Below are 25,780 nucleotides of genomic sequence, written 5' to 3' on the forward strand. Positions count from 1 at the left end.
TTATGCTTCCTGATCTTTTAAAGATGGCAGCCCGAGAGCGGGCAACAGACAGGCAAAGTGCTCTAGCACGCAGTCGGGATGACTGGTGGCAATAGCTTCACCATAGTTATATCCATAGGTCAGCCCGACACAGGGGCAACCCGCCGCCTGCGCGGCCATAATATCATTACGTGAATCACCAACAAACAGCATTTCACGGGCATGCAAGCCAAGCTTAGCCAGCAATAAATACAAGGGCGCGGGATGGGGTTTCTTCACCACCACATCATCACCGCCAATGATGACGGAGAAATAATCGGCAATACCCAAGGACGCTAGCAGTGGGGCGACGAATGGCGTGGGCTTATTGGTAATCAGGCCCATCGGCAAACCACTGGCCGCCAACTGCGCCAATGTCGCTTTCACTTGCGGAAATAGCTGGCTGCCCTGCTCGACTGTCTGGGCGTAATAGTGGTCAAACAGTTCACGAGTATGTGCCACTAATGGCGCATCTGGCTCGCGACCCGCCCAGCGTAGCGCGCGCTCGACTAATACATCAGCGCCATTGCCAATCCAGGTTGAGACCAAATATTGGCCTGCGACCGGTAAATCTTGATGTGCCAGCGCCAGATCAATCGCGCTGGCCAGCCCCGGTGCACTATCAACTAATGTGCCATCGAGATCAAAAGCCACACCGCGGATAGCATCAAATTTAGTCATGGGCAGATTTGGCCAATTCACTGCGCATGGCATCAATCACACTTTTATAGTCCGGCTGACTAAAGATTGCCGAACCGGCGACAAACATATCAGCACCGGCAGCCGCGATATCGCGGATATTATCCACTTTGACGCCGCCATCTACTTCCAGACGAATGTCATAGCCGCTGTCATCAATCAGCTTGCGCACTTGCTTCAATTTGTTCAGTGTTTCGGGAATGAAAGACTGCCCGCCGAAGCCGGGGTTCACCGACATCAGCAAAATAACATCCAGCTTATCCATCACATAATCAAGGTAGCTAAGCGGGGTGGCGGGGTTAAACACCAAACCCGCCTTGCAGCCACTCTCTTTGATGAGTTGCAAAGTGCGGTCAACATGCTCTGAAGCTTCAGGATGGAATGAAATATACGTGGCACCGGCTTTGGCGAAATCCGGGACAATACGATCGACCGGTTTCACCATCAGATGGACATCAATAGGGGCGGTAATACCGTAATCACGCAAAGCCTTGCACACCATCGGCCCGATAGTCAGATTAGGAACGTAATGATTGTCCATCACATCAAAATGCACAACATCAGCACCGGCAGCAAGCACCTTAGCGGTATCGTCGCCCAGGCGGGCAAAATCTGCTGACAGAATAGACGGGGCAATTAAAAACTTTTTCATCCGCTTCTCCAAACGTATCTCTTTGTTTTATGAGGTTTCAGCGTAACAAGCTTTTCTCACAAACCATGGGGTTTGAATCTTTACCGAGCGGCAGTTCCCGCTCAGCTATACAGCGCCAAAAGCTCGTTCACTTTACTACGGCCAAGGATATTACGGCTGATAGTTCGGCGCGCTTTGACCACATGCAGTGACGCCTGATGATACCAATCGCGCGTCAGCTCTGTGTCGTGATTAGAAATTAGAACCGGGATCTTATTTTCTGCTGATAGCTGGTAAGCCAGACGAGCCAGATTCTGTTGATCCGCTAAACCAAAATTACTGGTGTGATATGCCGTAAAATTAGCCGTCGCTGATAATGGCGCATACGGAGGATCGCAGTAAACCACCGCCCCGTGCACAGCTTTTAATAAAGTTTCCTGATAATGCTCACAAACAAAAACAGCATTTTGCGATTTTTCAGCAAACCAATACAGCTCATTTTCGGGGAAATAAGGTTTTTTGTAACGACCGAAAGGCACATTGAATTCACCGCTCAAATTATAACGGCACAGACCGTTATAACAATGGCGATTCAAATAGAGAAATAATAAAGCACGGCGATAGGTATCGGCACTGGCGTTAAACTCTTGACGCAGTTGATAAAAACTCTCGGAATTATTGAAATCGCCCGTGAATAAAACACGAGCATCCCGCACGAAGCCATCAGTGCGGTTCTTTACAATATTGTAGAGGTTAATGAGATCACTGTTGATATCGGCCAGTATGTAAGATTCATACTCAGTGTTAAGAAACACCGACCCCGCACCGACGAATGGCTCTATCAAGCAGTCTCCCGCTGGAAGATGGCGTCGAATGTCATCAACCAGCGGATATTTCCCACCAGCCCATTTTAAAAAAGCGCGGTTTTTCTTCATGCCGTCAGTTAGCTACTTAATAATTCAGAGCCGCAGATTGTACTCTGTTTCAGACAGCACATCAGCGCACAAATAAGAATGATTTATTTTTTAAGGTCTTGCTGTACTTGTTGTACAGGTTTAACCCACGGTTTTTTCGCCTGAACATCAGCGGGTAATGTGGCTATCGCCCTTTTAGCATCAGCAGAGGAGGCGTAATTGCCACTCACTAAGATGTACCAAGGCTTACCATCACGTTTAGTTTCATATACATGATAGTCAGATAGTTTTTGCTGCTTAGCATAGGCATTCAAGGTATCTGAGCGCGATGCGCTGCTCAGTTGTAACGTGAAGTGGCTACCAGGAGCATTTTTCAATGCGCTGCTGCTGCCAGCCGAACCTGACTTCGCCACCGCAGAAGCGGCTGGAGAGACGGCTGTTGTCGGATTTTTATGGCTAACAGCGGATGAATTCGTTGCTGATTGTTTAGTCGCTGCCGTGGCCTGTTTCTGCGTCGGATGAGTCATCGGTTCCCGTGCTACTGGCGCTTTGGCCCCTTTCGAGGTTGAAACGGTAGCTGGTGCCGTCGGCAGTGTGGAGGTCGGGCCGTCATTCATATTCTGAGACAGAGTATCGACCTGCCCCTGGGCCTGAGAAAGCGCATCAGACATATTCCCAGGCAATTCAACACGTTGAGTTGAATTATTGACAGAAGACTGCGGAGCGGCCTCGGTCGGTGTCGGAGAAATCGGCGGCACATTGATATCTTGTGGCTGAGCGGTATTTCTCACGCCATTGGCATCATGACCATCGGTGGTGTTATTTGCCACGGCTGGCTGAGTATTGCTGCCACTGGTCAGTGAAGATGAATCAGACAGATTAATATTTCGCGCAGCATCCACATTTGGATTTTGTTGCGATGCTTCATGCTCGGTCGGGGCTTTTAAGGCTGAACCAATGGCAATAATGATCAGCAGCAGCACTAAAATGCCAATACCAATCATCATATGTTGGCGTGAAACAGCAAGCTTAGGCCCAGTCGAGGACTTGCGGGCACGTGTTGGGCGACGGTCACTGCTATCTGGTTTCAGATCGTCTTCCGGCTTTAAATCATCCATCTAAACCCTCCAACTAGAGGCAAAAGCCTACCGCATTTATCATTGCAGTCCGGCTGATTGATTTTACTGACTGCTAACAAGCTAAAACGCCCGCAGCAAAGGAATATAATAAATATACTTATGCCATTTTCTATCACTGACAATCAGTGATAGACGCCAGTACCATATCATGTGCAACACCACCACGAACTTCTGACCGACCTATTGCGGTTGGCAATACCAGACGAAGCTCACCGGCTAGCACTTTTTTATCTCGCATCATGTGCGGCAGATAGGACTCTGGCGTCATTTCCTGCGGCCCGCTGACTGGCAGACCAGCACGTAAAAGTAGTTTCTTGATACGCTCAACATCTTGGTCTGAAAGCTGGCCTAATCGACGGGAGGTATGTGCAGCCATCATCATTCCGGCGGCAACTGCTTCCCCGTGTAGCCAGACGCCATAACCCATTTCAGCCTCAATAGCATGACCATAAGTATGACCCAAATTGAGTAAAGCGCGCATCCCGCTCTCTTCCCTTTCGTCGGCGGCAACAACATCGGCTTTCAATTCACAGCAACGGCGGATGCAGTAAGCTAATGCTGACATATCCAGTGCTAACAAAGCGTCAATATTGTTTTCCAGCCACTCAAAGAAAGCGGCGTCAAGAATGATACCGTATTTGATAACTTCGGCCAGCCCGGAAGCAAGCTCACGTGGAGGGAGGGTTTTGAGACAATCAAGGTCAACCACCACCGATGCGGGCTGGTAGAAAGCACCAATCATGTTCTTACCCAATGGGTGGTTCACTGCGGTTTTACCACCGACAGAGGAATCCACTTGAGAAAGTAAGGTGGTAGGAACTTGAATAAAGCGTACACCGCGTTGATAACAAGCTGCGGCAAAACCGGTCAGGTCGCCTACTACACCGCCACCTAGGGCGACAAGTGTAGTATCACGACCGTGCGGTTTTTCCAGAAGGGCAGAAAATACCTGCTCCAGAACACTCAGAGATTTATACTGTTCACCATCAGGTAAAATCACCTGATCGACTTTAATGCCGCTTTGTTCCAGCACTGCCCGGAGCGAATCCAGGTAGAGTGGCGCTAGCGTTTGGTTGGTCACCAGCATTACCTGGTCACCCGCTTTTAGCGGCTTAAAAGAGGCCGGATCTTTGAACAATCCAGCAGCAATCGTAATCGGGTAGCTACGCTCCCCTAACGTGACAGTAATCTTCTCCATGTCGCGCCCTGTAACCTTCTTAACTTACGCCCGCGGGCATTAGTAAAATGCTAAATCAGTTACTTTCCAGCATGTTGATAATCTGGTTAGCAACAACTTTCGCGCTTTGATCGTCAGTGCGGATGGTGACATCTGCAATTTCTTCGTACAACGGATTACGTTCTTTTGCCAGTGCTTCTAACACCTCACGTGGAGGCGAATCAACCTGCAACAACGGACGTTTTTTGTCGCGCTGTGTGCGGGCCAACTGCTTCTCGATGGTGGTTTCTAAATACACCACCACGCCACGGGCTGACAAACGGTTACGGGTTTCTCTGGATTTAACAGAGCCACCACCGGTTGCCAGAACAATGCCCTGTTTTTCCGTCAGTTCATTAATAACTTTTTCTTCACGATCGCGGAAACCTTCTTCGCCTTCCACGTCGAATACCCAGCCCACGTCAGCTCCGGTACGTCGCTCAATTTCTTGATCAGAGTCGAAAAACTCCATATTGAGTTGCTGAGCTAACTGACGACCAATAGTGCTTTTGCCGGCACCCATAGGCCCAACCAGAAAGATATTGCGTTTCTCTGCCATGTTTTTGGTATTACTAAGACTATTCGTTAATGATAACCCGCCCCGCCAATCAAATTAGCAACGGGACCTAAACTGAAACCTCATGAGCGATAGTGCGAGATCAGACTGAAAATTATCTCAGCACTTCTGGTAGTTTGGCAACCGAATAAATCGTTGTACACGTCGTGGGAGGGAAACCATACGTTTTTATCGGCGTATCAACGTTATTAAAAACCTCGGAGCTCAATTCGGTAACCCTTGTAAGCTAAATCGGGGGCAGCGTCAAATTTAGAAGCCTCCTATCACACAAAAAGTTGCAGAAAGTCACCAAGATTGGCCTGTTTTCATCAATCGGCACCTTTTGGGGCTCAAGTACCTATCAACCTTGGGGTGATAAAAATAACTAACTCCCGACGACTTTGTTGCTGGGCGTCCTGTTTAAACAGCCCCCCCAACCAAGGAATATCGGCCAACATAGGCACTTTATTAACACCTTGACTGTTTTTTTGCTGAAAAATCCCACCTAATACAATAGTTTCGCCGTTATTGACGGTTATTTGGGTTTTTATTTCCTGCTTATCGATTAGCAAAGTTTCACTATCACCACGTTTCATCGCCATTCCCGGCATATTATGGCTGATTTTTAAGTTTAAAGTAATTTTGCCATTACGCAGTATTTTTGGTGTGACCTCCATTCCTAATACCGCCTCTTTAAACTCAATCGTCGTCGCCCCTTTCTTCCCCCGCGAGACAGTATAAGGAATATCAGAACCTTGTTTGATGCTGGCGGTTTGCTGGTGTGAGGCTACTAAGCGCGGGCTGGCAATAATGTCGACCTGATTTTCTTGCTCCAGAGCGCTCAACTCCAGCTCCAGCAGCCGCCCTCCGATGCGGGCAACATTAAATCCAGCACTGACTGCGCTGGTAGGCAGCGGCAAATTGACATTAAAATCACTCATTCTCAGCGCGGATGTAGGTTGTGGCTCCCCCATTCCCCAACGTACGCCAAGCTCCTGCAAGTTTTCACGGCTGATGGTCACTATATGCGCAGCTAACTGTACTTGCTGTAAAGGCAAATCCATCTCTGCCAACCAGCTTTTCAATAATGCTAATGATGCGGAAGTATCACGAATTAATAATGTATTTGTACGTTTATCTACCACCACACTGCCCAGTGGAGAAAGTAACCCGCCCTCGGCCAGATTCAAGCTGTCCGCGACTTGTTCAGCATCCGCATATTGCAAAGCAAGGCTCAAATTACTGAGTGATTCTGGGCCAGCTTTTTGTTTAGCTTGCAGCCGCCTGTCCTCAATATCCTGTTCAGTGAAAACCATCATCACCGCCCCTTCGCGCTCGACTTTCAAGCGGCTCATGCGCAAAACGATAGCAAGTGCTTGTTCCCAAGGGACATCCACCAGCCGGAGACTAAGATTACCGCCAATATCTGCCGCAATGACCAAATTCAATTGCTGATAATCCGCCAGTGCTTGCAACACCATGGGGGCAGGAGTGTCTTGAAACTCCAGTGAGATTGGCGAGCCGCCTTTTGCATTAATGGAAAAGGGCATGGTAAGTAAGACACCGAGCAGCAGAAAAATAAATAATAGCTCTCGCGGCATACCAAACGCAGCCCATAGCCCGTCTTTTGATTTGTCCATATTATTGATTTTAAATATATTTTTAATTTTAAATATATAGAAACCCATCAGATTCATTCCTTTTAATACTGATGATTAATATCTTAGCGCATCGAGAGCACCACAGAACCTGATGAACCCGAGCATGGCTTTTCTGGGTTAACATGCTGGAGGCGGACTTGCCGCGCACTGATGTCGGTCACTTGCCAATGAGCCAATAGGCGCGTTTCTATCGCCAGTTTTTGCCACTGGCCCTCCGCCCGCTGTACCCAAGCAGAATGGTAATCCGCCCCCCGGACAATGCCCTGTAATTGCCAATCGGCGAGTTTTTCACGGTCATCATCACAAGCCCCTGTTAATACTCGTTCAAATGGGTTGCGCCCAATCTCAGCCAGTAAGGGTTCTGCGCCAACCGTCAAAGCCGGTAATGCCACCATCAACAGCCCTCCAAACATCCACTGTCTGTTGCGGCGATTATTCACTTTCACCTCCGGTAAGAGACTCTTTTAGGTTTAGTTTCACTGTCAGCGCATGCTTCTCTCGTGTAATGCCCATTATCTGGACTTGGACTGGCGATGAGGTTGCAGCTAACTGACGAAGTAAATGGAGCAATCCATAAAAATTAACCCGCAAGGTTGCATGCCATTGTTGTTGCTTGGTTAATTGTTGTTGCTTAGTTAATTGTTGTTGCTCAGTTAATTGTTGTTCGGCTGAGTTTCCTCCGGCCGCCACTGACTGTTCAGATTGCCGCTGCCAACTCATCACCTGTCCACCAAACGGCACAATCCATTGCCCCACCAAATGTGCCATTGAGGCATTTGACGGCTGCAACGGTGCTTCAACCGCATTCAACACAGTAATTTGCTGCTCAAGAGAAATGAGCGATGGCAACTGCATCAGTGTGGATTGTTGGCGCTCAATCTGTTGTTGGTGTTGAATAATTTCCTGAGTAGCTAGCCGTTGCTGTTGCCATAAGGGCCGCAGCACCATGCCATAAACACTCGCACCAACCAGCGCCAGTATCCCCCATTGATATAAACAAAGCTGCCAGCCGGGCCTGTCCATCCAGCGCTGAAGCTGTTTATTCATCATTAACCCCCTCCTCCTGCCAGTCGGCCTGCGCCATAAATCGAAAATGACCATCATCCTGCTGCGCAATTTTTTGTAAGCGCACATTTGCCAATAGGGGCTGACGCCTTAACTTCACCAAAAAATCATGGATAGCGGTGTAATCTTGGCTAACAGCCTCAAAAACCAGATATTCACCTTTAGGTATCAGGCTGATTAACCAGCAGTTCTCGGGGATTTCCTGTGCTAACAACTGCAATAATGTTGCGTAGCGGCGAGCGGATTGGTGCATTTTCCGATACATTTTCACTCGCTGCTCCGCGTGCTGTTTTTGTGTCATCCGCTGTTGCACCTGTTGATGATGCTGGCTTAATACCTTTTGCTGGTGCAAAAGCGCGGTAAGGCTGCTTTGCTGACTGATTTGCGCTAACTGTGATTGCCGCTGCACAACCACCAGTATGATGATAAAAAACAGGGCTTGGCATAACCCTAAGTTGCGCCAAAATCGGTAACGTGCAAGCTGGCGATCTGTGCGCCATGATGAGAAATTAACCTGATACATCAGTAATCTGCCGGGCGTAATGCCAACCCACCAGCCAACATGAAAGCGGCCGGTGATGAGGGCAAAGGGGGCTGATACTGAGCAAACGCAGCAAAGGGTGACCAGCGCGTGGTATTTTCCGGTGGGGATTCATCCATCATACTGCTGTAATACACTTTCACCGGATTATCATTTGGTTGGGGATGATGGGTATGCAACTGTGCCAGTAATGCAGTTAACGGATTAGCAGTTAACGGATTAAACGAGCGCACGCAGTCGCATTCCTGTATCTCGTCAATTTCAATGGGTACCACACCAAAGATAAACGGCATTTCACTGGAGGAAACCCACAACCACTCATGTGCCAGCCGATGAACTAACCAATAAGTCCCTGATAAACCAGCGGCCGTGGCCATATAACGCAGGGCGCAGGGGGTGATATCAATTACGGGGGATGGTAGGTTAGCCTGCTGTAAACATGCTTGCCATTGGTGAATTTCTGACTGGCGAGCGGCTGTGATTAATAATTCACTACCAACTTCAGCACGATAATCCAGCGCCAACTCCTGACTGTTGACCGGGAAAAGCTTGCTTGCCTCCGCATTGATGAACCCCGTGCGTTCGGGTTCACGCAGCCGCCGGTCTGGAAGAGGGATAGTCTGCTGCAATATACGCTGGGCGGGCAGTGCAATGCGTAATGAAATATGTCGTGGTAATTGTTTGCGTAATAATTTGAGTTTGTCGCTAACTACATCTGGCTGTTGTAAAATACCCTCCCGCAAAGCCCCAGAAGGTAAGGTTTGATGCCACCAATACCGCAGTTGCCAACCATAACGGCGTCTGACAACGGCCAAGGCGCGTATAGCCTCCATTTGAATATCTAGCCCAACCTGCCAATATTGTGTGTGCATCTTTGTCGACCTCCGTGTCGAGAGAGAATAAAAGAACGTATCCATGTAACGGGCTTGCCTTTATACTACGGCGCGGTTGTTTATAAACTGCCCAATTGACATTGAATGGGAAATCTCAGGTGAAGTTCGTAAAGTATTTTTTGATCCTTGCGGTGTGTTGCATTTTACTGGGAGCAGCCTCGATATTTGGCCTGTACAAATATATTGAGCCTCAGCTACCCGACGTTGCCACACTGAAAGATGTCCGGCTGCAAACGCCTATGTTGGTGTATAGCGCCGAAGGCGAATTGATCGCCCAATACGGTGAAAAGCGCCGTATCCCGTTGACACTAAAACAAATTCCACCAGAAATGGTGCATGCGTTTATTGCCACGGAAGACAGCCGGTTCTATGAGCATCACGGTGTGGACCCAGTAGGTATCCTGCGTGCGGCTTCTATTGCACTGGTTTCCGGCCGTGCCTCTCAAGGTGCCAGCACCATTACTCAGCAATTGGCACGAAACTTTTTCTTAAGCCCGGAGCGCACCTTGATGCGCAAAATCAAGGAAGCTTTCCTGGCCATTCGTATCGAACAGTTACTGACGAAAGATGAAATTCTTGAGTTGTACCTGAACAAGATTTATCTGGGTTACCGCGCTTATGGTGTCGGGGCGGCGGCGCAGGTTTATTTTGGTAAAGAAGTCAATGAGTTGACCCTCAGTCAAATGGCGATGATTGCCGGTTTACCGAAAGCGCCCTCGACTTTCAACCCGCTCTACTCACATGACCGGGCGGTTGCGCGCCGTAATGTTGTGCTATCACGCATGCTGGATGAAAAATACATCACCCAGGCGCAATACGAGCAAGCTCGCAGTGAAGAACTGGTCGCCAACTATCATGCGCCGCAAATTGCTTTCTCAGCACCTTATTTGTCTGAAATGGTGCGGCAGGAGATGATTAAGCGCTATGGCGAAAACGCCTATACCGATGGTTATCAGGTCTACACCACTATCACTAGAAAACTCCAATTGGCGGCGGTGGATTCCTTACGTGCCAATGTGTTGGCTTATGACATGCGCCACGGCTATCGCGGCCCATCCAATGTGTTGTGGAAAGTGGGTGAAAGCGCATGGAGCAATGAGAAAATTATTGATTCGCTGAAAACATTGCCGGTTTATGGCCCGCTGTTGCCTGCGGTCGTTACGCAAGCGAATGCCGACCAAGCGACAGCAATATTGGCGGATGGCAACAGTGTGGCGTTACCGATGGCCGGTATGCGTTGGGCGCGCCCCTATAAATCTGACAATGCTCAGGGGCCAACACCTAAGAAAGTCACTGATGTGGTACAGCCAGGTCAACAGATTTGGGTCAGAAAAGTAGGTGACAGTTGGTGGTTGGCTCAAGTGCCAGACGTCAATTCCGCCTTGGTTTCTATTGACCCGAACAATGGCGCAATCAAAGCACTGGTCGGCGGTTTTGACTTTAACCAAAGTAAATTTAACCGTGTGACACAGGCGCTGCGTCAGGTCGGGTCGAATATCAAACCTTTCCTGTATACCGCGGCGATGGACAAAGGCCTGACTCTGGCAACCATCCTTAACGACTTGCCAATTACCCGCTGGGATGCGGGTGCTGGCACCGATTGGCGGCCCAAAAACTCGCCTCCAACTTATGATGGCCCGATTCGTCTGCGTCAAGGTTTAGGCCAGTCGAAAAACGTGGTGATGGTGCGGGCAATGCGTGCCATGGGTGTGGATTATGCCGCTGAATATCTGGAGCGCTTTGGTTTCCCGGCACAGAATATCGTGCATTCAGAATCATTGGCGCTGGGTTCCGCGTCATTCACACCATTACAGCTCGTCCGCGGTTATGCAGTGTTGGCCAACGGCGGCTATTTGGTCGACCCGTATTTCATCACCAAAATCACCGATGACACCGGCAATGTGCTGTTTGAAACGAAACCAAAAATTGTATGTGCAGAGTGTAATTTACCGGTCATTTACGGTGACACTCAGCGCTCGGTCGTGCTGTCCGACGACAACACTGAAAACGTCGCAACTTCACAAACGAATAATGCTAACAATGTGCCAATGCCAGAGCTGGAACAAGTTACGCCAGCACAGGCCAAGCTCAATAGCGATGAGCAATATGCGCCACATGTGATCAGTACACCGCTGGCGTTCTTGATGCGCGATGCATTGAACTCCAACATCTTCGGGGAACCCGGCTGGATGGGCACAGGCTGGCGTGCTGGGCGCGACTTAAAACGCAAAGATATCGGCGGTAAAACCGGAACCACCAATAACTCGAAAGATGCCTGGTTCTCCGGCTACGGCCCGGATACCGTGACATCCGTCTGGATTGGTTTTGACGATCATCGCCGTGACTTAGGCCGCAGCACTGCATCTGGCGCTATTTCTGATCAGATTTCAGGGGCCGAGGGCGGAGCGAAAACGGCTCAACCGGCGTGGAATGACTTTATGAAAGCGGCCTTGGAAGGCCTGCCGGAAAAACAAGTTTCACCACCGCCAGGTATCGTCAGTGTCGTGATTGATAAGCAGACAGGCAAGCTATCCCCAGGCGGCCCAGGTAGCCGCTCAGAGTACTTTATCGAGGGGACACAACCCACCGAGTATTCAGTACATGAAGCGGGTACGACACTAATGGACAACGGCCAGACTCACGAGTTGTTCTGACGAGCGGTGAAGTGAGTGCTAATGGCGACTAAGCTGCTTTAGCACCAAAATAAAAGCCGGGAAATCGCAAGATTGTCCCGGTTTTTTTATGGCGAGCCGCTCAATATCAGGCCATACCCGCTTTGGTCAAAAATACCTGAGCCAAAAACAGGGCGCTGACATTGCGGGCTTCGCGAAAATTCGGTTCATCGAGCAGCGCCATCATATTCGCAATAGGCCAGCGCACTTGGGGCAGCGGTTCTGGCTCATCACCTTCCAGACTTTGTGGATAAAGGTTTTGCGCCACAATAATGTTCATTTTGCTGGAGAAATAGGACGGTGCCATCGTCAGTTTACTGAGGTAATCGAAACGCTCAGCGCCAAAGCCAACCTCCTCCATCAATTCGCGATTTGCGGCCTCTAATACACCCTCTCCGGGATCAATCAACCCTTTGGGGAAGCCCAATTCATACTCTTCTATACCCACGGCATACTCGCGGATCAGCAATAGGTCATCACCAATAATGGGCACGATCATGACGGCTTCGCGATTTGATGGCCGCATGCGCTCATAGACACGTTGTACGCCATTACTGAACTCGAGATCGACGGCTTCAACCGTAAATAAGCGGGAGCAGGCAATCGTTTCTATTTTAAGTATTTTAGGTTTTTGCAGGTGTTCCATAATGGCCCCAAATTAAAACTTACCGCCTGTGTCGGGCACGTATCAGGGTAGTCAGGCTCATAATAAGGTTACTTCATAAGCGACTTTTTACCCACGCGGATTAACCCGACTCTTTATACTGGAATTTATTAGAACTTGATCACATTGTGCGTTAATGAGAACCTTTATCGCAACGCTAGTTAGATATAATTTACCTGTTTTTAACATGGCGGCGAGTTTAGTCAAGATTCAACTGGTTAATTTTCATCCTATTTCAGTGCAGTACTCGTTAAAAATTGTGTTTGAAAATAGGATTATGCTGATATTACCGAAGTTTTAGCCTTGCTATCCTTATCAGCCTACGGGCAGTGAAAGAGCACTTGCATTAAGTTATTTGATGAATAACTCTGTTATATGCCTCTGTAAGGTGTTTATGCATAATATATGCCCAAAATAATTCGAGTTGTAGGAAGGCGGCAATTGAGTGAATCCAGATGAGTTGACGCCAGTCAATGATTCGGGTGAATGAAAGCAGCCAACGCACATGCAGCTTGACGTATGACGGGGATAATGCGTTATTTCATAGAGTTGGCGTAAAACAGGGGCGTTCGGATGGGGATGGGATGAGCACAATAGTCATAATATTGGCCTTACTGTTGACCAGTCTGATCGCAGTAGGTTTGTGGTGGTGGTTCCGATTCCGCCGCCCTGCTCCCGTAACTGCAACTCTGCCGTTCGTAAAACCTACTCATCGCAAACTGACACCTGAAGAGCGGGTAAACGTTGAGAATTATCTCTTAAATCAACAGGATAAGATTGGGCTTAAACCCCAATCAACTTTTGATACCCATAGCCTGAGCAACAGCACTCCTTCACCCACGAAGCTTATTCTAACCCCTCAAAGCGACAATGTTTATTCGGTTACGCGCGCCATTACCCGCTATGGCGTGGCCACTGATGAACCCAATAATTGGCGTTATTATCTTGATTCTATTGAAGTTCATTTACCTGCTTCGTGGGAACAATATATTACTCAGGATAATGACGTAGAACTGATCCAAACCCAGCCGCTCCCTCTGGTTATTTCCCTCAACGGGCATACGCTGAAAAATCACCAGTCTGAGAATAGTTACCAGCTTATTTTACCTTCAGTGGCGCAAAATGCGTCAATTCGCAAGGCGGATAGCGAGCATATTGAGCTGCTGAATATCCGTAAGGAAACAGCGGAAGAATATGCTCTGCATGGCGCTAATGGCCTAAAAGAAGCGGCGGCTATTTGTTTAGCATTGCTATTGCTGTTCTTTGCACTGACTGGCCCAACGGTAATACTGCCCTGGCTTATTATTGTGGCAGCCATATTAACCGGTTGGGCTTGCTGGAATATGTTCCGCCCGCTATCTGAGAAAGACTTGCGGGAAGTTCATTGCTTGAGTGGTACACCAAAGCGCTGGGGCCTGTTCGGTGAGTCAAATCAGGGGCAGATGAACAATATCTCACTCGGGATTGTAGATCTGATTTATCCGGCCCATTGGGGGCCTTATTTTGCTCATGATCTGGGTAAAAAAACCAACATTGATATCTATCTCAATCGTCAGGTTGTTCGTCAGGGGGCTTTTTTATCCCTGCATGATGAAATGAAACATTTTCCTCTACAGCGTTGGGGGAAAAACCTGACGCTGATGGCCGGTTCACTGTTAGTCATGGGATTATTACTGATTTATATCCCATTGGGTCTGCCGCTGAAATTAAGTGTTGCTTGGTTACAAGGCGCACAAAGCCAGCAGGTGACCAGCGTCGAAGCATTAGAAAAGATGCCACTCCATATTGGCGATATGCTGAAAGCGCAGGGGACGGGGATGTGCTATGTCCCACCGAATACCCAAAACCCACACAATTTTGTTTTTACACCTTTTGATTGTTCCGGTATCTATTGGAATAACGCTGCACCCTTGCCGCAACCTGAATCTGAAATTATTGAAAAAGCGGCCGCGCTGGTGGCGACCGTCAACCAACAACTGCACCCACAAGGCACGGATACCAACGTTAACCCACAGTTGGCAACTGCGATTGAAAAATCCGGCATGATTTTGCTGGATAACTTTGCTGATATCGTCCTAAAAACGCAGGCATTATGTGGTGGAGACGCCGATTGTATCCGTCTAAAAAATGCCTTGGTGAATTTAGGTAATGCCAAAAATTGGTCTGGGCTAGTGAAACGGGCACAATCTGGCACCTTAAAAGGCATGAATGTGCTGTTACGCCCGGTCAGTGCTGACACCTTGGAAAATCTGGTTAAGACGGCAACCTCATCATTTGTTTACCGCGAAACACATTTGGCGACAGAAGCGTTAAACAGCCCACCGCCGGGTGGGTTCCTGATTACCAGCGATGAAGGTAAACAACTGGTTAATCACCCTGCTCCATCGGTTCCACTGTTTGATTACAGTGCGCTTGAGCAATGGCGGGAGTTACAGCGGCTCTCTGGGCTGCTACTCAACACCCCATTTAAGGCGGAAGGGATCATTACCAATATCACTACCGACGCCAATGGCACCCGCCATATTGCATTACACAGTGAACCGGATATCATGACACTCGGCCGTTATTTGGGTACCAGCCTGCTGTTGCTGGCCCTGATGATTTGTTTCGCGGTGAATGCAACCTTATTCATTCAGCGGATACTGAAAAACCGTAGCCGTATGGATAATATTCAGCGCTATTATGATAATTGCTTCAACCAAACCCTCACTCCAACACCTTTCCTGCGTTAGCCATTTTTCGTTTATTATGAACTATTATTTATACCTTAAATAATTCGAGTTGCAGAAGGGCGGCCAACGCACATGCAGCTTGAAGTATGACGGGTTATCACCACTATTGTGATTGTGGAGCCGCTATGCCCCCTGAATTTAATTGGCAAGAAATTGATACCGTGCTGCTGGATATGGATGGCACTCTGCTGGATTTAGAGTTCGACAGCCATTTCTGGTTAAAGCAGGTACCGGAAACTCTCAGCCAACAGCGCGGAATCTCGCTGGAACAAGCGCATAAAATTATCCATGATGAATATCTGGCAGTGCAGCACACATTAAATTGGTATTGCTTCGATTATTGGAGTGAGCGACTGGATTTAGATATCTACGCCATGACCACACAAGCGGGCAGCCGGGTTCGTCTGCGCCAGGATACCCAGCCCTTTCTGACCAGTTTACGGGAGCGCGGCTTGCAAACTATTTTGCTCACCAATGCCCACCCGCACAGCCTGGCGGTAAAAATTGAGCACACCGCTCTCGACCAGCACCTTGATTTATTACTTTCCACCCATACATTTGGTTATCCAAAGGAAGATCAACGGCTGTGGCAAGCTGTCACACAGCATACTGGGCTGAATCCTGCCAGAACCTTATTTGTCGATGACAGTGAAAAGATTTTGGATGCCGCGCACGCCTTTGGTATCCGCTATTGTCTGGGGATAGAAAACCCAGATTCCAGCTGTGCTGATAAGGCATTTCACAGCCATCCTGCAATCAATGATTACCGTAAGCTATTGCCCGCATTGCAGTTACGCAAGTGAGTGGGGAAATTCAGCCTAACGACAGGAGTTTTCATGAAGGATAAAACAGCTTTGGATGAATCGGTTCGGCTGGATAAATGGCTTTGGGCTGCCCGGTTTTACAAAACCAGAGCCGTCGCGCGGGACATGGTGGACGGCGGCAAAGTCCACTACAACGGGCAGCGCGGTAAACCGAGTAAGTTAGTTGAAATCAATGCTGAAATCCGCCTGCGCCAAGGAAACGATGAGCGCACAGTACGGGTCTTGGCGCTACACCACCAGCGCAGGGGCGCAAGTGAAGCTCAGGCATTATATGAAGAAACAGAGGCCAGCATTGCTAACCGCGAGAAAGTGGCACAGGCGCGCAAGCTAAATGCTCTGACTATGCCGCATCCGGATCGACGTCCGGATAAAAAAGAGCGTCGCAACCTAATCAAATTTAAACAAGGCGAGCCTGAGTAAACTGCTTGCAGCCAGAAAGAGAGAAAATTATGTCTAATCACGACCTGTCTCATCACGACCAATCTAATCGCGATCAACTACATCGCTATCTGTTCGCTAACCATGCGGTGCGCGGTGAGCTAGTTTCAGTTAATGAAACCTATCAGCAGGTATTAGCCAATCATGATTATCCACCCGCGGTACAAAAACTGTTGGGTGAAATGTTGGTCGCGACCAGTCTACTAACGGCTACCCTCAAGTTTGACGGTGATATTACGGTGCAATTGCAGGGCGGCGATGGCCCACTATCACTGGCAGTGATTAACGGCAATAACCAACAAGAAATGCGTGGCGTCGCCCGCTTTAAAGGCGAGATCAGTGATGAAAGCACCCTGAAAGAGATGATGGGCAACAGTGGTTATCTGGTGATCACTATCACGCCAGCACAGGGGGAACGCTATCAAGGCGTCGTGGCATTGGAAGGTGAAACCATCGCTGCCTGTCTGGAAAATTACTTTATGCAGTCTGAACAGCTCCCTACCCGCCTGTTCATCCGCACGGGTAGTGTAGAGGGTAAAGCTGCCGCAGGCGGTATGTTGCTGCAAGTTCTGCCAGCAACAGATCGCAATGAAGATGAGTTTGATCATCTGGCACAACTGACCACCACCATTAAAGCTGAAGAGTTATTCACCCTGCCGGCCAATGAGGTGCTGTATCGGTTATATCATCAGGAAGAAGTGACACTTTATGAGCCACAAAATGTCAGCTTCCGTTGTACCTGTTCCCGTGAACGTTGTGCCGATGCATTAGTGACGTTATCCGAAGATGACGTTAAAGAGATGCTCGAGCTGGACGGCAATATCGATATGAATTGCGAGTATTGCGGCACTCACTACCTGTTTGATGCGGTTGATATCGCCACATTAAAAAGCGGTAATAGTCCGTCACCAGAACAAATTCATTAATTCTTGTAATGCATAGTTGGGTGCTGACTCGTGCCCAGCTATTTCTCCTGCTGTTTCATACTTGCGACAATCCGTGTCCTATCTCTCATAACCTAGCGAAAAATAGGCCATATATTGAAATATTTGAACGCTATCGCTGTTAATCAGAGATGAGTAATTACAATCGCTGGTAGAAAATTGACGATCCAGGAGTTATGACATGAGTGTTAAAGGAATTACCCCGCAGGAGCTCGCCGCCTATGGCATCCATAACGTCAGCGAGATTGTTTACAACCCAAGCTATGATTTACTGTTCCAGGAAGAGACCAAACCCACACTCGAAGGATACGAGCGCGGAACCCTCACCACCACAGGAGCAATTGCGGTAGACACCGGTATCTTTACTGGCCGTTCACCCAAAGATAAATATATTGTCCGAGATGCCATCACGCAGGATACCGTGTGGTGGGCTGATCAAGGCAAAGGCAAGAATGATAACAAACCGCTGAGCCAAGAAACCTGGGCCCACCTGAAAGGGTTGGTAACCAATCAGTTGTCTGGCAAGCGCCTGTTTGTTGTTGATACATTCTGCGGTGCCAATGCCGATACCCGTCTGCAAGTTCGCTTTGTCACTGAAGTGGCCTGGCAAGCGCATTTCGTCAAAAACATGTTTATCCGCCCAACAGATGAAGAACTGGCCCATTTCGAACCTGATTTTATCGTCATGAATGGCGCTAAATGCACTAACCCGAACTGGAAAGAGCAAGGTCTGAATTCAGAGAACTTTGTCGCCTTTAACCTGACAGAACGTATGCAGCTGATTGGCGGCACATGGTATGGCGGTGAAATGAAGAAAGGTATGTTCTCAATGATGAACTACCTGCTACCACTGAAAGGCATTGCTTCCATGCACTGCTCGGCTAACGTCGGCGAAAAAGGCGATGTTGCTATCTTCTTCGGCTTGTCCGGTACCGGTAAAACCACCCTGTCCACTGACCCGAAACGCAAGTTGATCGGCGATGACGAACATGGCTGGGATGATGACGGCGTATTTAACTTTGAAGGTGGCTGCTACGCCAAAACCATCAAATTATCCGAAGAAGCAGAACCCGATATTTATCATGCAATTAAGCGCGATGCTTTGCTGGAAAACGTAGTCGTACTGCCAGATGGTACTGTTGATTTCAATGACGGTTCCAAAACTGAAAACACCCGTGTTTCTTACCCTATCTACCACATTGAAAATATCGTCAAGCCAGTATCTAAAGCGGGCCATGCCACTAAAGTTATTTTCCTGACGGCTGATGCTTTTGGCGTATTACCGCCGGTATCTCGCCTGACGGCAAATCAAACCCAGTATCACTTCCTGTCTGGCTTTACCGCCAAACTGGCCGGTACTGAGCGCGGTGTTACTGAGCCGACGCCAACCTTCTCTGCGTGTTTTGGTGCCGCATTCTTGTCACTGCATCCAACACAATATGCAGAAGTGCTGGTGAAACGTATGCAAGCGGTGGGCGCACAAGCTTATCTGGTCAACACTGGCTGGAATGGCACGGGCAAACGTATTTCCATCAAAGATACCCGAGCTATCATTGACGCCATTCTGAATGGTGAAATTGATAAGGCTGAAACCTTTACTTTACCTATCTTTGATCTGGCGGTGCCGATGGCATTACCGGGCGTAGACCCTGCAATCCTCGACCCTCGCGATACTTACGCCGATGTCGCGCAGTGGCAAGAGAAAGCCGAAGACTTAGCGAAGCGCTTTACCACTAACTTCGATAAGTATACGGATACCCCAGCTGGGGCCGCGCTAGTCAGCGCAGGGCCAAAGATCTGATTTAGATTTGGTTTTGTAAGATGACAAAAGGGGCACATTGGTGTCCCTTTTTGTTTTTCGCACATCAACAATGGATTAGATCTGGTTTGGTGGTTTAGTGATCAGGTTGGGTTGTGGTTGTTCGGTGATCGGGTTCGGTTGTCATGAGTTTAGTGATTAGCTTATCTCCGTAGCCTCAACCGAACCGAATCACTATTCACTAGTCACTGAACAATTAATATTCAATAACCAAATCTGATCACACTACCACTGATGGCTTAGCCTTCACATCCAACGGCAACGGGATATAAGCCCGAATCCGTAATCCGCCCCGCTCACTGGTGCCGATATCCAACGAACCGGCGTGCGCATCAATAATCCGCTGCACAATGGCCAGCCCTAATCCGGTGCCGCTGGTGCTGCGTGCGCTATCACCACGGACAAAAGGCTGGAATAAATGCTTTAAATCTTCGGGCTTGATACCGGGGCCATCATCTTCCACCTGGAACCAGGCGCGTTGAAGTTCAGTGCCGCTACTCACTTTTATCCAACCATTACCGTAACGGGCGGCGTTCACCACCATATTTGCCAAAGCGCGTTTAATGGATAACGGATGAATATCCACCATGACCTCGCCTTGGCATAAATCTGTTTCAATTACCCGCTCATAGCCGCTTTCAGCCGCAATCACTTCACCCAACACCGCATTAAGATCACTCGATTCGGTCGGCATCTCCTGCCCAGTGCGCAGATAATCGATAAATTGCTCAATAATGGCATTGCACTCTTCAATGTCTTTATTGATCGACTCAGAGAGATAACCGTCGGCTTCACTCATCATTTCCGTCGCCAAACGAATCCGGGTCAATGGTGTGCGTAAGTCATGGCTGACCCCGGCCATTAGCAAAGTGCGGTCATCAGCCAGCAGCTTCACGCCAGCCGCCATTTGGTTAAATGCCCGGGTCACAGAACGCACTTCTGAAGCGCCATATTCCCGTAAAGGCGGCGGAATAATACCCTTACCGACCTGCAAAGCCGCGTGTTCCAGCTCGACCAAGGGACGATTCTGAATACGGATAAACAGCCAAGCCCCGCCGACCGCCAACAGCATGATGGCCAAGGTATAGCGGAACAGTGGCGAAAAATCGCCTTGATGGATCTCGGTTAATGGCACCCTCACCCAGATATCCGGCGACAACCATGTTTTTAGCCAGACAACCGGGGAGTTTTTATTCACCTCAACCCGCACATCGGTTGGCCCACCTAATTGCTGGGCCATTTGATCACTAAGAAATTTGTAATGCTGTGCCCAACGCAGGCCACTTTCCTCTGCCGCAGCATTGGTATAAAGCGAAATCCCCAATTCACGGTAAATCTCACGCCGAAACGCCGGCGGGACTTCAAGTAGCGTGCCATCTTCCAGTTGCAGTCGATCAGTCATCAGCATACGAACTTCATAGGCCAACACTTTATTAAACTGCTGCAAACTGGGCAAAATGGCGAAATTCAGCACCACCAAATACGTCGTGACCAAGCTGACAAACAACAAGGTCACAATCAGTAATAAGGTTCGGGCGAATGAGCTACGCGGAGAAAAGCGCCATCGCCTCATGCTTTACTGCCGTCCGGCACGAATACATAGCCCAAACCCCATACGGTTTGGATATAGCGTGGATGCGCTGGATCTTCTTCTACCATGCGGCGCAGACGTGAAATCTGTACGTCGATAGAGCGCTCCATTGCACTGTATTCACGGCCACGCGCCAGGTTCATCAATTTATCGCGAGATAATGGCTCACGCGGGTGACTGACCAAGGCTTTCAGCACCGCAAACTCGCCGCTAGTCAATGGCATAGGCTCATCTTCACGGAACATCTCGCGAGTCCCGAGGTTCAGTTTGAACTTACCAAAGGCAATAATCGCTTCTTCTTGTGAAGGCGCGCCCGGTAATTCGTTAGCCTGACGACGCAATACTGCACGGATGCGGGCCAGCAATTCGCGGGGATTGAATGGCTTCGGAATATAGTCATCCGCACCAATCTCCAGCCCAACGATACGGTCAACTTCTTCACCTTTCGCCGTCACCATAATGATCGGCATTGGGTTGCTTTGACTGCGCAGACGGCGGCAAATAGACAGGCCATCTTCCCCTGGTAACATCAGGTCGAGCACCATCAGGTGGAAAGACTCACGGGTCAGCAAGCGATCCATCTGTTCAGCATTGGCAACACTGCGCACCTGGAAACCTTGCTCTGTCAGGTAACGTTCTAATAGCGCACGTAGGCGCATATCGTCATCAACGACCAGAATCTTGTGATTCTCTTGCATTTTATTACTCCCAAAGGCCGTATTGCCCGAATCTGCACATTGTTAGAAAAACTTACTCTATACCCTAAATAATTCGAGTTGCAGGAAGGCGGTAACTGAGTAAATCCCCAAGAGCTTACATAAGTAAGTGACTGGGGTGAACGAAAGCAGCCAACGCACATGCAGCTTGAAGTATGACGGGTATAACAGACAGCTATTAATGGTATATATTCTAGTCGAAATTGTTACAAAGCTTATTGTCGGGCTTAATTATCAACACTTTCGTCAAATGGGCGATAGCGAATTTCTAAAATCCAGTAGGTTGCTTCGCCATTGGGTGTTTGCACCGTCACTTCATCATCCACCTGTTTGCCTATTAAGGCACGGGCCACCGGCGAATCGATAGAAATCCATTTTTTCGCAGGATCAAACTCATCCGGCCCGACCAAACGAAAGATGCGTTGTTCTTCTAATTCATTTTCTACCCGCACCCAAGCACCAAAATAGACTTTTCCTTCCTGACGAGGGTCGGGATCGACAACTTTCAGCACTTCAAGGCGCTTGGTCAGAAAGCGCACCCGGCGGTCAATTTCCCGCAGTCGCTTCTTACCATAGATATATTCGGCATTTTCCGAACGGTCACCCATGGCGGCCGCTTCAGACACGGCTTGTGTCACTATCGGCCGCTCTTCTCGCCACAGATAATGCAGCTCCCGATCCAGCGCCTGCCAGCCCTCGCGGGTAATGTAGTTGCTTTTAGCCATTCGCTCATCCAATCAATATGGTTGGGTCTAATACCACGCAATATAACGTAATAACGAAACTTTCTGCCAATAAGTTTATTTCCTCATTATCCAATGGGTTGCCCCCACTCTCGCGTTGCGGCTTGTTCACAAGATATCTGTAGTTTCTCTCATTTGGAACTGGATATGTTGACTTTTTAACCAGTGAGTTTTAGAACAAGAAGTGGGTGGTCGACCACTTATCAGTATTTATTAACTGAATGTTGTATATGAATTTATTTACATAATGGAGGGTATAAAAATGGAAATAATTATTCTAGAAACCAAATTACCGGCACAAAACGTACCTCGGCCAGCCGCCGATCAATAACAACCGAAACCTCCCTGGAACATTAGGGAGGTTAGTTTATGTCTCAGTTCATATAACGTTACACAATGGAGCGAACACGTATGGAAGGTTCTAAGCCCTTACTGTTACCTCATATCACGCTATCAACCAATACAGCCTTACGAGCAGGGGTCTTGCTGACCATTGCCGATCTTGCTGAATGGGAACGTTTTAATCGCCTACTTGGGTGCTGTAATGGCAAACACACTACGGAACAAATCGCCACAATTCTTTCTCTTGATATCAATAAGTTGAATAACACTCTCGCTTCTCTGGAGGACGCTGGCTTTATCTGGTGTTTACCGGATTACCACGCCATTCCAACATCTTTATTTCTACAGGAATTTAACCGTTGGCTCCCTATATGGGTTCACCAAATGTACGACCAGCCGATGATATGGCAAGGTCTGTATGATGGTCATGAACCCGCATCGATAATGATTGGTTGGGCGCAGGAAAATATGCATTACACCCGCAGCGTAATGTCACATATGCCCCTCGCCGTCCAGTACGCGAGCACGGAAAGAGAACAGCAAGTCCAGTTCCGCCATCTCAGCGAAGAATGGGATCACTATCGGCTGTTTATGACCGCCTGTGAGGCCACAGCTATCAGTGCAGACTATCTAAATGAAAGCCGCCCACTGGCAAGCACATTAAATATCACTCTATTTATGCGCAGCGTCGCCCCTCTAGGGACACTGGTGTACAACGCTTGCGAGGCGTTACTGGAAGCCACCACGGATAATGACCAAACAGTAGTGGATTTTTACCAAACCGTCGGCCAACGACACGATTTGCCTCAGGCATTCACTGATGAACTTATTCGCCACTTGATGGTTGATAAAGAATTTGGCCATATCGATATCTTTGAACAGCTGCTGGAGAACCATCCAATGCTACCAGCAGCAACCGTAGCCGCTATTTTTTCAAGCTGCCATCGGCTGGCAGATTGGTTTGAGGTGTGGAATGACAATATTTATCATCATTACCGCCTATCAGACCCTCCCTATTTAACTAACCGTCCGCCACAACCCCCCTATCATCAGCTTCAGTCGTCAGGAGTTGGCGGCTAATATTCATTATTTGAGGTCTATTTTATGGATAACACTGTCATCGCCCCAGCCATCCCCCTTGTATCACTGCATGATTTATCTATTGCCAGAGAACTTTGGGATGTTGTTCAACCCGAAGAGATAGATGAATGTCTGACTACCACACTGCATGTATTACGCGGCTGGCTGGAGGGCGACAAGCTAAGTGAATACTATGGGCTAGCGCCACACTGCTGCAAACTGATGGTTGAAATGTGCCACTTGTTATACGGGCTGGACAAAACCCTCGCACGATGTGCAGCAGAAACTGAGGATAAACAGTTGCAGGAATTGTTTATCCGCCACGCATTCCATTCACACCACATGCATAAATACTGGGATGCTATCTGCCAGGAATTGACCCACTCCCCGATCACGGAGCTTGAGCCATTAACCTCAACTTTAATGTTCCAGTTGGCGCTGGAAAATATGGCGGTGAAAGACCCACTAGCATTCTCTTATGCCATGGGGCTTTTTGGTTCCCCAGGAGATACTGACGCGCTTAACGCCATGGCGCAATTTTTCGAACGCATCTCTAGTCATCAGAAAGTAACCCAACAACTTTCTTCATGGGTCGCCGAAGCGACCAGCAACGAAATATCATTTGCCAGTATTCCCGCGACTCAGCGCTATGGTTACCCCTATAGTGGCCGTTATGGCAAAGCCTGTGCCGATATTTTGGGGCCACGTTTACAACGGGATTTAGATACCAGTTTGATTAACCTAGCCTCGTTGGGGGATCAATTTCATCTATTTTACCGGGGAATAAGCATTTTTTATGTCAATAAAAAATTGCCTTTTCCCCGCCTAAAAATGGATTGGTTACACGGCGTGTAACTCTGGCGCATAAACCGAGCAAGGATAGGAGGAAAGTATGCTATTAAAAAACTCAATCAGCATTGAGCATGTTCAGGAACACAGGCTGCGCCTGACTTCAAGGCTACAGGTTGTCGAGTTGGTTGACACCGATATCAGCACTTTTTTTACCTCCCAGCTTTCAGCCCATAGAGATCCTGAACGGGCACTGCAAGAAGCGGGTTGTTGTGAGGCATTCAGCGACGATTTTATCGAATTTCTTGACCAGAATATGATGCTTTACCCCTTTCCCCCCGATGCCGATTACATTGATGCCAGCATGGCCGCTGAAGCCATTAATAAAGAACTGAATCTTTGGGCCGACGCCCTGTATTTTGATACATTTTGGCAAAAAATGAATAATCCAGATTCGCCGAACAATCTCAATACTCTTTACGCCTGGGCAATCGAGAATTATCACCATACCCACAGTGTTATCCAACATTTGGGCACCGTATTAGCCCACACTAATGAGTTATTACTGATTAATAAGTGCATCATTCATTTATCAGAGGAATGGGATCATCCTTATTTGTTTAAAGTCAGCGCAACACGTTTTCGACATGCTCATCAATTGCCTCAATTAGAAAAAAACTTATTGCCGCTACCCAGCACCCAGGGAATTTGCCGATTCTTGCAGATGGCGGCTAAACAGCACCCGTTCGTCTATAAAAGTTGCGTGGCCGTTCTAGAGAAAACGGCGCGGCGAGTTGAGGAGACTCGCCAGTTTTATCACCATGTGGCGGCTCAGCATGCTTTGCATGACGATGTTGTCATGCCGCTGATAGCGCATGCCGAAACCGATGAAGAGTATGACCATCTCAATTCATTAAGTTTATTCTCAGCTTGCTATGGTGCCCTGCCGATAACTATTGCTGGGGCAGCATTGAGATTCGCCTATGGTTTTACTGAAGCGCTTTATCTCTGGCAATGCCACCTGCTGGATGTTTATTTGCATCAACCATTGGGTGAAGGCCACCGTAGCCGTCGATCTGCTTAGGCCACTCAT

General features: G+C 48.4%; 24 protein-coding genes. 9 read left to right on the forward strand and 15 right to left on the reverse strand.

Translation table 11 applies throughout. From position 1 onward, the window contains the following. From OVO64_RS05640 to pilM, 11 genes are all read right to left on the reverse strand, one after another. Positions 1–699, reverse strand: coding sequence for a phosphoglycolate phosphatase (locus OVO64_RS05640; protein WP_038637207.1), 699 nt, complete (start codon positions 697–699; stop codon positions 1–3). Further along, entirely contained in the window at positions 692–1,369 is a 678-nt protein-coding gene (gene rpe, locus OVO64_RS05645) for a ribulose-phosphate 3-epimerase (RefSeq protein WP_038637210.1), read from the reverse strand. Before rpe ends, OVO64_RS05640 begins: the two co-directional genes overlap by 8 nt. 101 nt (positions 1,370–1,470) lie before the next feature. Then, positions 1,471–2,283, reverse strand: a complete 813-nt coding sequence (gene dam, locus OVO64_RS05650; RefSeq protein WP_038637213.1) for an adenine-specific DNA-methyltransferase — start codon at positions 2,281–2,283, stop codon at positions 1,471–1,473. An 83-nt stretch (positions 2,284–2,366) separates the two neighbouring features. Then, a complete protein-coding gene (locus OVO64_RS05655) occupies positions 2,367–3,380 on the reverse strand; it encodes an SPOR domain-containing protein (RefSeq protein WP_038637217.1) in 1,014 nt (337 codons plus the stop codon). Positions 3,381–3,513: 133 nt separating this feature from the next. Continuing rightward, the gene (aroB, locus tag OVO64_RS05660) at positions 3,514–4,599 is read right to left on the reverse strand and encodes a 3-dehydroquinate synthase (protein ID WP_038637220.1); all 1,086 of its coding nucleotides are present in this window, start codon (positions 4,597–4,599) and stop codon (positions 3,514–3,516) included. A gap of 55 nt (positions 4,600–4,654) precedes the next feature. Continuing rightward, complete coding sequence (gene aroK / locus OVO64_RS05665) at positions 4,655–5,176, reverse strand: shikimate kinase AroK (RefSeq protein ID WP_004391482.1); 522 nt, start codon at positions 5,174–5,176, stop codon at positions 4,655–4,657. A gap of 347 nt (positions 5,177–5,523) precedes the next feature. Continuing rightward, positions 5,524–6,723 (reverse strand): DNA uptake porin HofQ, encoded by a 1,200-nt coding sequence (hofQ, locus tag OVO64_RS05670; protein ID WP_072089165.1) that lies wholly within the window; start codon positions 6,721–6,723, stop codon positions 5,524–5,526. A gap of 173 nt (positions 6,724–6,896) precedes the next feature. Next, positions 6,897–7,247, reverse strand: coding sequence for a pilus assembly protein PilP (locus OVO64_RS05675; RefSeq protein ID WP_038639913.1), 351 nt, complete (start codon positions 7,245–7,247; stop codon positions 6,897–6,899). Between the two features lie 19 nt (positions 7,248–7,266). Beyond that, positions 7,267–7,881: a hypothetical protein gene (locus tag OVO64_RS05680; RefSeq protein ID WP_050291916.1), complete on the reverse strand. Its 615-nt coding sequence runs from the start codon at positions 7,879–7,881 to the stop codon at positions 7,267–7,269. Next, positions 7,874–8,422: a PilN domain-containing protein gene (locus OVO64_RS05685; RefSeq protein ID WP_145509944.1), complete on the reverse strand. Its 549-nt coding sequence runs from the start codon at positions 8,420–8,422 to the stop codon at positions 7,874–7,876. Before OVO64_RS05685 ends, OVO64_RS05680 begins: the two co-directional genes overlap by 8 nt. Continuing rightward, positions 8,422–9,312, reverse strand: a complete 891-nt coding sequence (gene pilM / locus OVO64_RS05690; protein ID WP_038637230.1) for a type IV pilus biogenesis protein PilM — start codon at positions 9,310–9,312, stop codon at positions 8,422–8,424. The genes OVO64_RS05685 and pilM overlap by 1 nt, the downstream gene beginning before the upstream one ends. Positions 9,313–9,431: 119 nt before the next feature. Here pilM and mrcA point away from each other — a divergent pair, with 119 nt between their 5' ends. After that, on the forward strand, positions 9,432–11,987 hold the full coding sequence (gene mrcA, locus OVO64_RS05695) for a peptidoglycan glycosyltransferase/peptidoglycan DD-transpeptidase MrcA (RefSeq protein ID WP_038637233.1): 2,556 nt from the start codon (positions 9,432–9,434) through the stop codon (positions 11,985–11,987). A gap of 106 nt (positions 11,988–12,093) precedes the next feature. Here mrcA and nudE read toward each other — a convergent pair whose 3' ends face one another. Further along, positions 12,094–12,651 (reverse strand): ADP compounds hydrolase NudE, encoded by a 558-nt coding sequence (nudE, locus tag OVO64_RS05700; protein ID WP_038637236.1) that lies wholly within the window; start codon positions 12,649–12,651, stop codon positions 12,094–12,096. Positions 12,652–13,253: 602 nt separating this feature from the next. Here nudE and OVO64_RS05705 point away from each other — a divergent pair. From OVO64_RS05705 to pckA, 5 genes are all read left to right on the forward strand, one after another. Then, complete coding sequence (locus OVO64_RS05705) at positions 13,254–15,401, forward strand: intracellular growth attenuator family protein (RefSeq protein WP_038637238.1); 2,148 nt, start codon at positions 13,254–13,256, stop codon at positions 15,399–15,401. Between the two features lie 125 nt (positions 15,402–15,526). Further along, the gene (yrfG, locus tag OVO64_RS05710) at positions 15,527–16,204 is read left to right on the forward strand and encodes a GMP/IMP nucleotidase (protein WP_145509945.1); all 678 of its coding nucleotides are present in this window, start codon (positions 15,527–15,529) and stop codon (positions 16,202–16,204) included. Between the two features lie 33 nt (positions 16,205–16,237). After that, a complete protein-coding gene (hslR, locus tag OVO64_RS05715) occupies positions 16,238–16,645 on the forward strand; it encodes a ribosome-associated heat shock protein Hsp15 (RefSeq protein ID WP_038637244.1) in 408 nt (135 codons plus the stop codon). Between the two features lie 29 nt (positions 16,646–16,674). Then, on the forward strand, positions 16,675–17,589 hold the full coding sequence (gene hslO / locus OVO64_RS05720; protein ID WP_038637247.1) for an Hsp33 family molecular chaperone HslO: 915 nt from the start codon (positions 16,675–16,677) through the stop codon (positions 17,587–17,589). 199 nt (positions 17,590–17,788) lie between these two features. Further along, the gene (gene pckA, locus OVO64_RS05725; RefSeq protein WP_004393224.1) at positions 17,789–19,408 is read left to right on the forward strand and encodes a phosphoenolpyruvate carboxykinase (ATP); all 1,620 of its coding nucleotides are present in this window, start codon (positions 17,789–17,791) and stop codon (positions 19,406–19,408) included. A 238-nt stretch (positions 19,409–19,646) separates the two neighbouring features. Here the strand turns inward: pckA and envZ are convergent, their stop codons facing one another. From envZ to greB, 3 genes are all read right to left on the reverse strand, one after another. Then, positions 19,647–20,999, reverse strand: a complete 1,353-nt coding sequence (envZ, locus tag OVO64_RS05730; RefSeq protein WP_038637250.1) for a two-component system sensor histidine kinase EnvZ — start codon at positions 20,997–20,999, stop codon at positions 19,647–19,649. Then, positions 20,996–21,715, reverse strand: coding sequence for a two-component system response regulator OmpR (gene ompR / locus OVO64_RS05735; RefSeq protein WP_004393220.1), 720 nt, complete (start codon positions 21,713–21,715; stop codon positions 20,996–20,998). Before ompR ends, envZ begins: the two co-directional genes overlap by 4 nt. A gap of 245 nt (positions 21,716–21,960) precedes the next feature. Next, positions 21,961–22,458 carry a transcription elongation factor GreB gene (greB, locus tag OVO64_RS05740; protein ID WP_038637253.1) on the reverse strand — a complete coding sequence of 166 codons (498 nt, stop codon included), beginning with the start codon at positions 22,456–22,458 and terminating at the stop codon, positions 21,961–21,963. Positions 22,459–22,887: 429 nt separating this feature from the next. Here greB and OVO64_RS05745 point away from each other — a divergent pair, with 429 nt between their 5' ends. From OVO64_RS05745 to OVO64_RS05755, 3 genes are read left to right on the forward strand one after another with little or no spacing between them, the layout of a single operon-like run. Then, positions 22,888–23,898 (forward strand): hypothetical protein, encoded by a 1,011-nt coding sequence (locus OVO64_RS05745; protein ID WP_038637256.1) that lies wholly within the window; start codon positions 22,888–22,890, stop codon positions 23,896–23,898. 24 nt (positions 23,899–23,922) lie between these two features. Beyond that, complete coding sequence (locus OVO64_RS05750; RefSeq protein WP_050291833.1) at positions 23,923–24,753, forward strand: hypothetical protein; 831 nt, start codon at positions 23,923–23,925, stop codon at positions 24,751–24,753. 37 nt (positions 24,754–24,790) lie between these two features. Next, a complete protein-coding gene (locus OVO64_RS05755; RefSeq protein ID WP_038637264.1) occupies positions 24,791–25,771 on the forward strand; it encodes a hypothetical protein in 981 nt (326 codons plus the stop codon). Positions 25,772–25,780: the final 9 nt, after the last annotated feature.

The sequence above is a fragment of the Yersinia sp. Marseille-Q5920 genome (assembly GCF_946902935.1).
GTDB lineage: Bacteria > Pseudomonadota > Gammaproteobacteria > Enterobacterales > Enterobacteriaceae > Yersinia > Yersinia rochesterensis.

What these genes read in the sequence shown, in the direction of transcription:
- rpe (WP_038637210.1), bottom strand. Translation starts at nt 1,369, where the DNA reads ATGAAAAAGTTTTTAATTGCCCCGTCTATTCTGTCAGCAGATTTTGCC.
- nudE (WP_038637236.1), bottom strand. Translation starts at nt 12,651, where the DNA reads ATGGAACACCTGCAAAAACCTAAAATACTTAAAATAGAAACGATTGCC.
- OVO64_RS05685 (WP_145509944.1), bottom strand. Translation starts at nt 8,422, where the DNA reads ATGTATCAGGTTAATTTCTCATCATGGCGCACAGATCGCCAGCTTGCA.
- OVO64_RS05745 (WP_038637256.1), top strand. Translation starts at nt 22,888, where the DNA reads ATGGAAGGTTCTAAGCCCTTACTGTTACCTCATATCACGCTATCAACC.
- pilM (WP_038637230.1), bottom strand. Translation starts at nt 9,312, where the DNA reads ATGCACACACAATATTGGCAGGTTGGGCTAGATATTCAAATGGAGGCT.
- pckA (WP_004393224.1), top strand. Translation starts at nt 17,789, where the DNA reads ATGAGTGTTAAAGGAATTACCCCGCAGGAGCTCGCCGCCTATGGCATC.
- OVO64_RS05680 (WP_050291916.1), bottom strand. Translation starts at nt 7,881, where the DNA reads ATGAATAAACAGCTTCAGCGCTGGATGGACAGGCCCGGCTGGCAGCTT.
- OVO64_RS05750 (WP_050291833.1), top strand. Translation starts at nt 23,923, where the DNA reads ATGGATAACACTGTCATCGCCCCAGCCATCCCCCTTGTATCACTGCAT.
- yrfG (WP_145509945.1), top strand. Translation starts at nt 15,527, where the DNA reads ATGCCCCCTGAATTTAATTGGCAAGAAATTGATACCGTGCTGCTGGAT.
- OVO64_RS05640 (WP_038637207.1), bottom strand. Translation starts at nt 699, where the DNA reads ATGACTAAATTTGATGCTATCCGCGGTGTGGCTTTTGATCTCGATGGC.
- OVO64_RS05655 (WP_038637217.1), bottom strand. Translation starts at nt 3,380, where the DNA reads ATGGATGATTTAAAGCCGGAAGACGATCTGAAACCAGATAGCAGTGAC.
- greB (WP_038637253.1), bottom strand. Translation starts at nt 22,458, where the DNA reads ATGGCTAAAAGCAACTACATTACCCGCGAGGGCTGGCAGGCGCTGGAT.
- hslR (WP_038637244.1), top strand. Translation starts at nt 16,238, where the DNA reads ATGAAGGATAAAACAGCTTTGGATGAATCGGTTCGGCTGGATAAATGG.
- dam (WP_038637213.1), bottom strand. Translation starts at nt 2,283, where the DNA reads ATGAAGAAAAACCGCGCTTTTTTAAAATGGGCTGGTGGGAAATATCCG.
- OVO64_RS05755 (WP_038637264.1), top strand. Translation starts at nt 24,791, where the DNA reads ATGCTATTAAAAAACTCAATCAGCATTGAGCATGTTCAGGAACACAGG.
- aroK (WP_004391482.1), bottom strand. Translation starts at nt 5,176, where the DNA reads ATGGCAGAGAAACGCAATATCTTTCTGGTTGGGCCTATGGGTGCCGGC.
- OVO64_RS05705 (WP_038637238.1), top strand. Translation starts at nt 13,254, where the DNA reads ATGAGCACAATAGTCATAATATTGGCCTTACTGTTGACCAGTCTGATC.
- hslO (WP_038637247.1), top strand. Translation starts at nt 16,675, where the DNA reads ATGTCTAATCACGACCTGTCTCATCACGACCAATCTAATCGCGATCAA.
- envZ (WP_038637250.1), bottom strand. Translation starts at nt 20,999, where the DNA reads ATGAGGCGATGGCGCTTTTCTCCGCGTAGCTCATTCGCCCGAACCTTA.
- OVO64_RS05675 (WP_038639913.1), bottom strand. Translation starts at nt 7,247, where the DNA reads ATGTTTGGAGGGCTGTTGATGGTGGCATTACCGGCTTTGACGGTTGGC.
- hofQ (WP_072089165.1), bottom strand. Translation starts at nt 6,723, where the DNA reads ATGCCCTTTTCCATTAATGCAAAAGGCGGCTCGCCAATCTCACTGGAG.
- ompR (WP_004393220.1), bottom strand. Translation starts at nt 21,715, where the DNA reads ATGCAAGAGAATCACAAGATTCTGGTCGTTGATGACGATATGCGCCTA.
- aroB (WP_038637220.1), bottom strand. Translation starts at nt 4,599, where the DNA reads ATGGAGAAGATTACTGTCACGTTAGGGGAGCGTAGCTACCCGATTACG.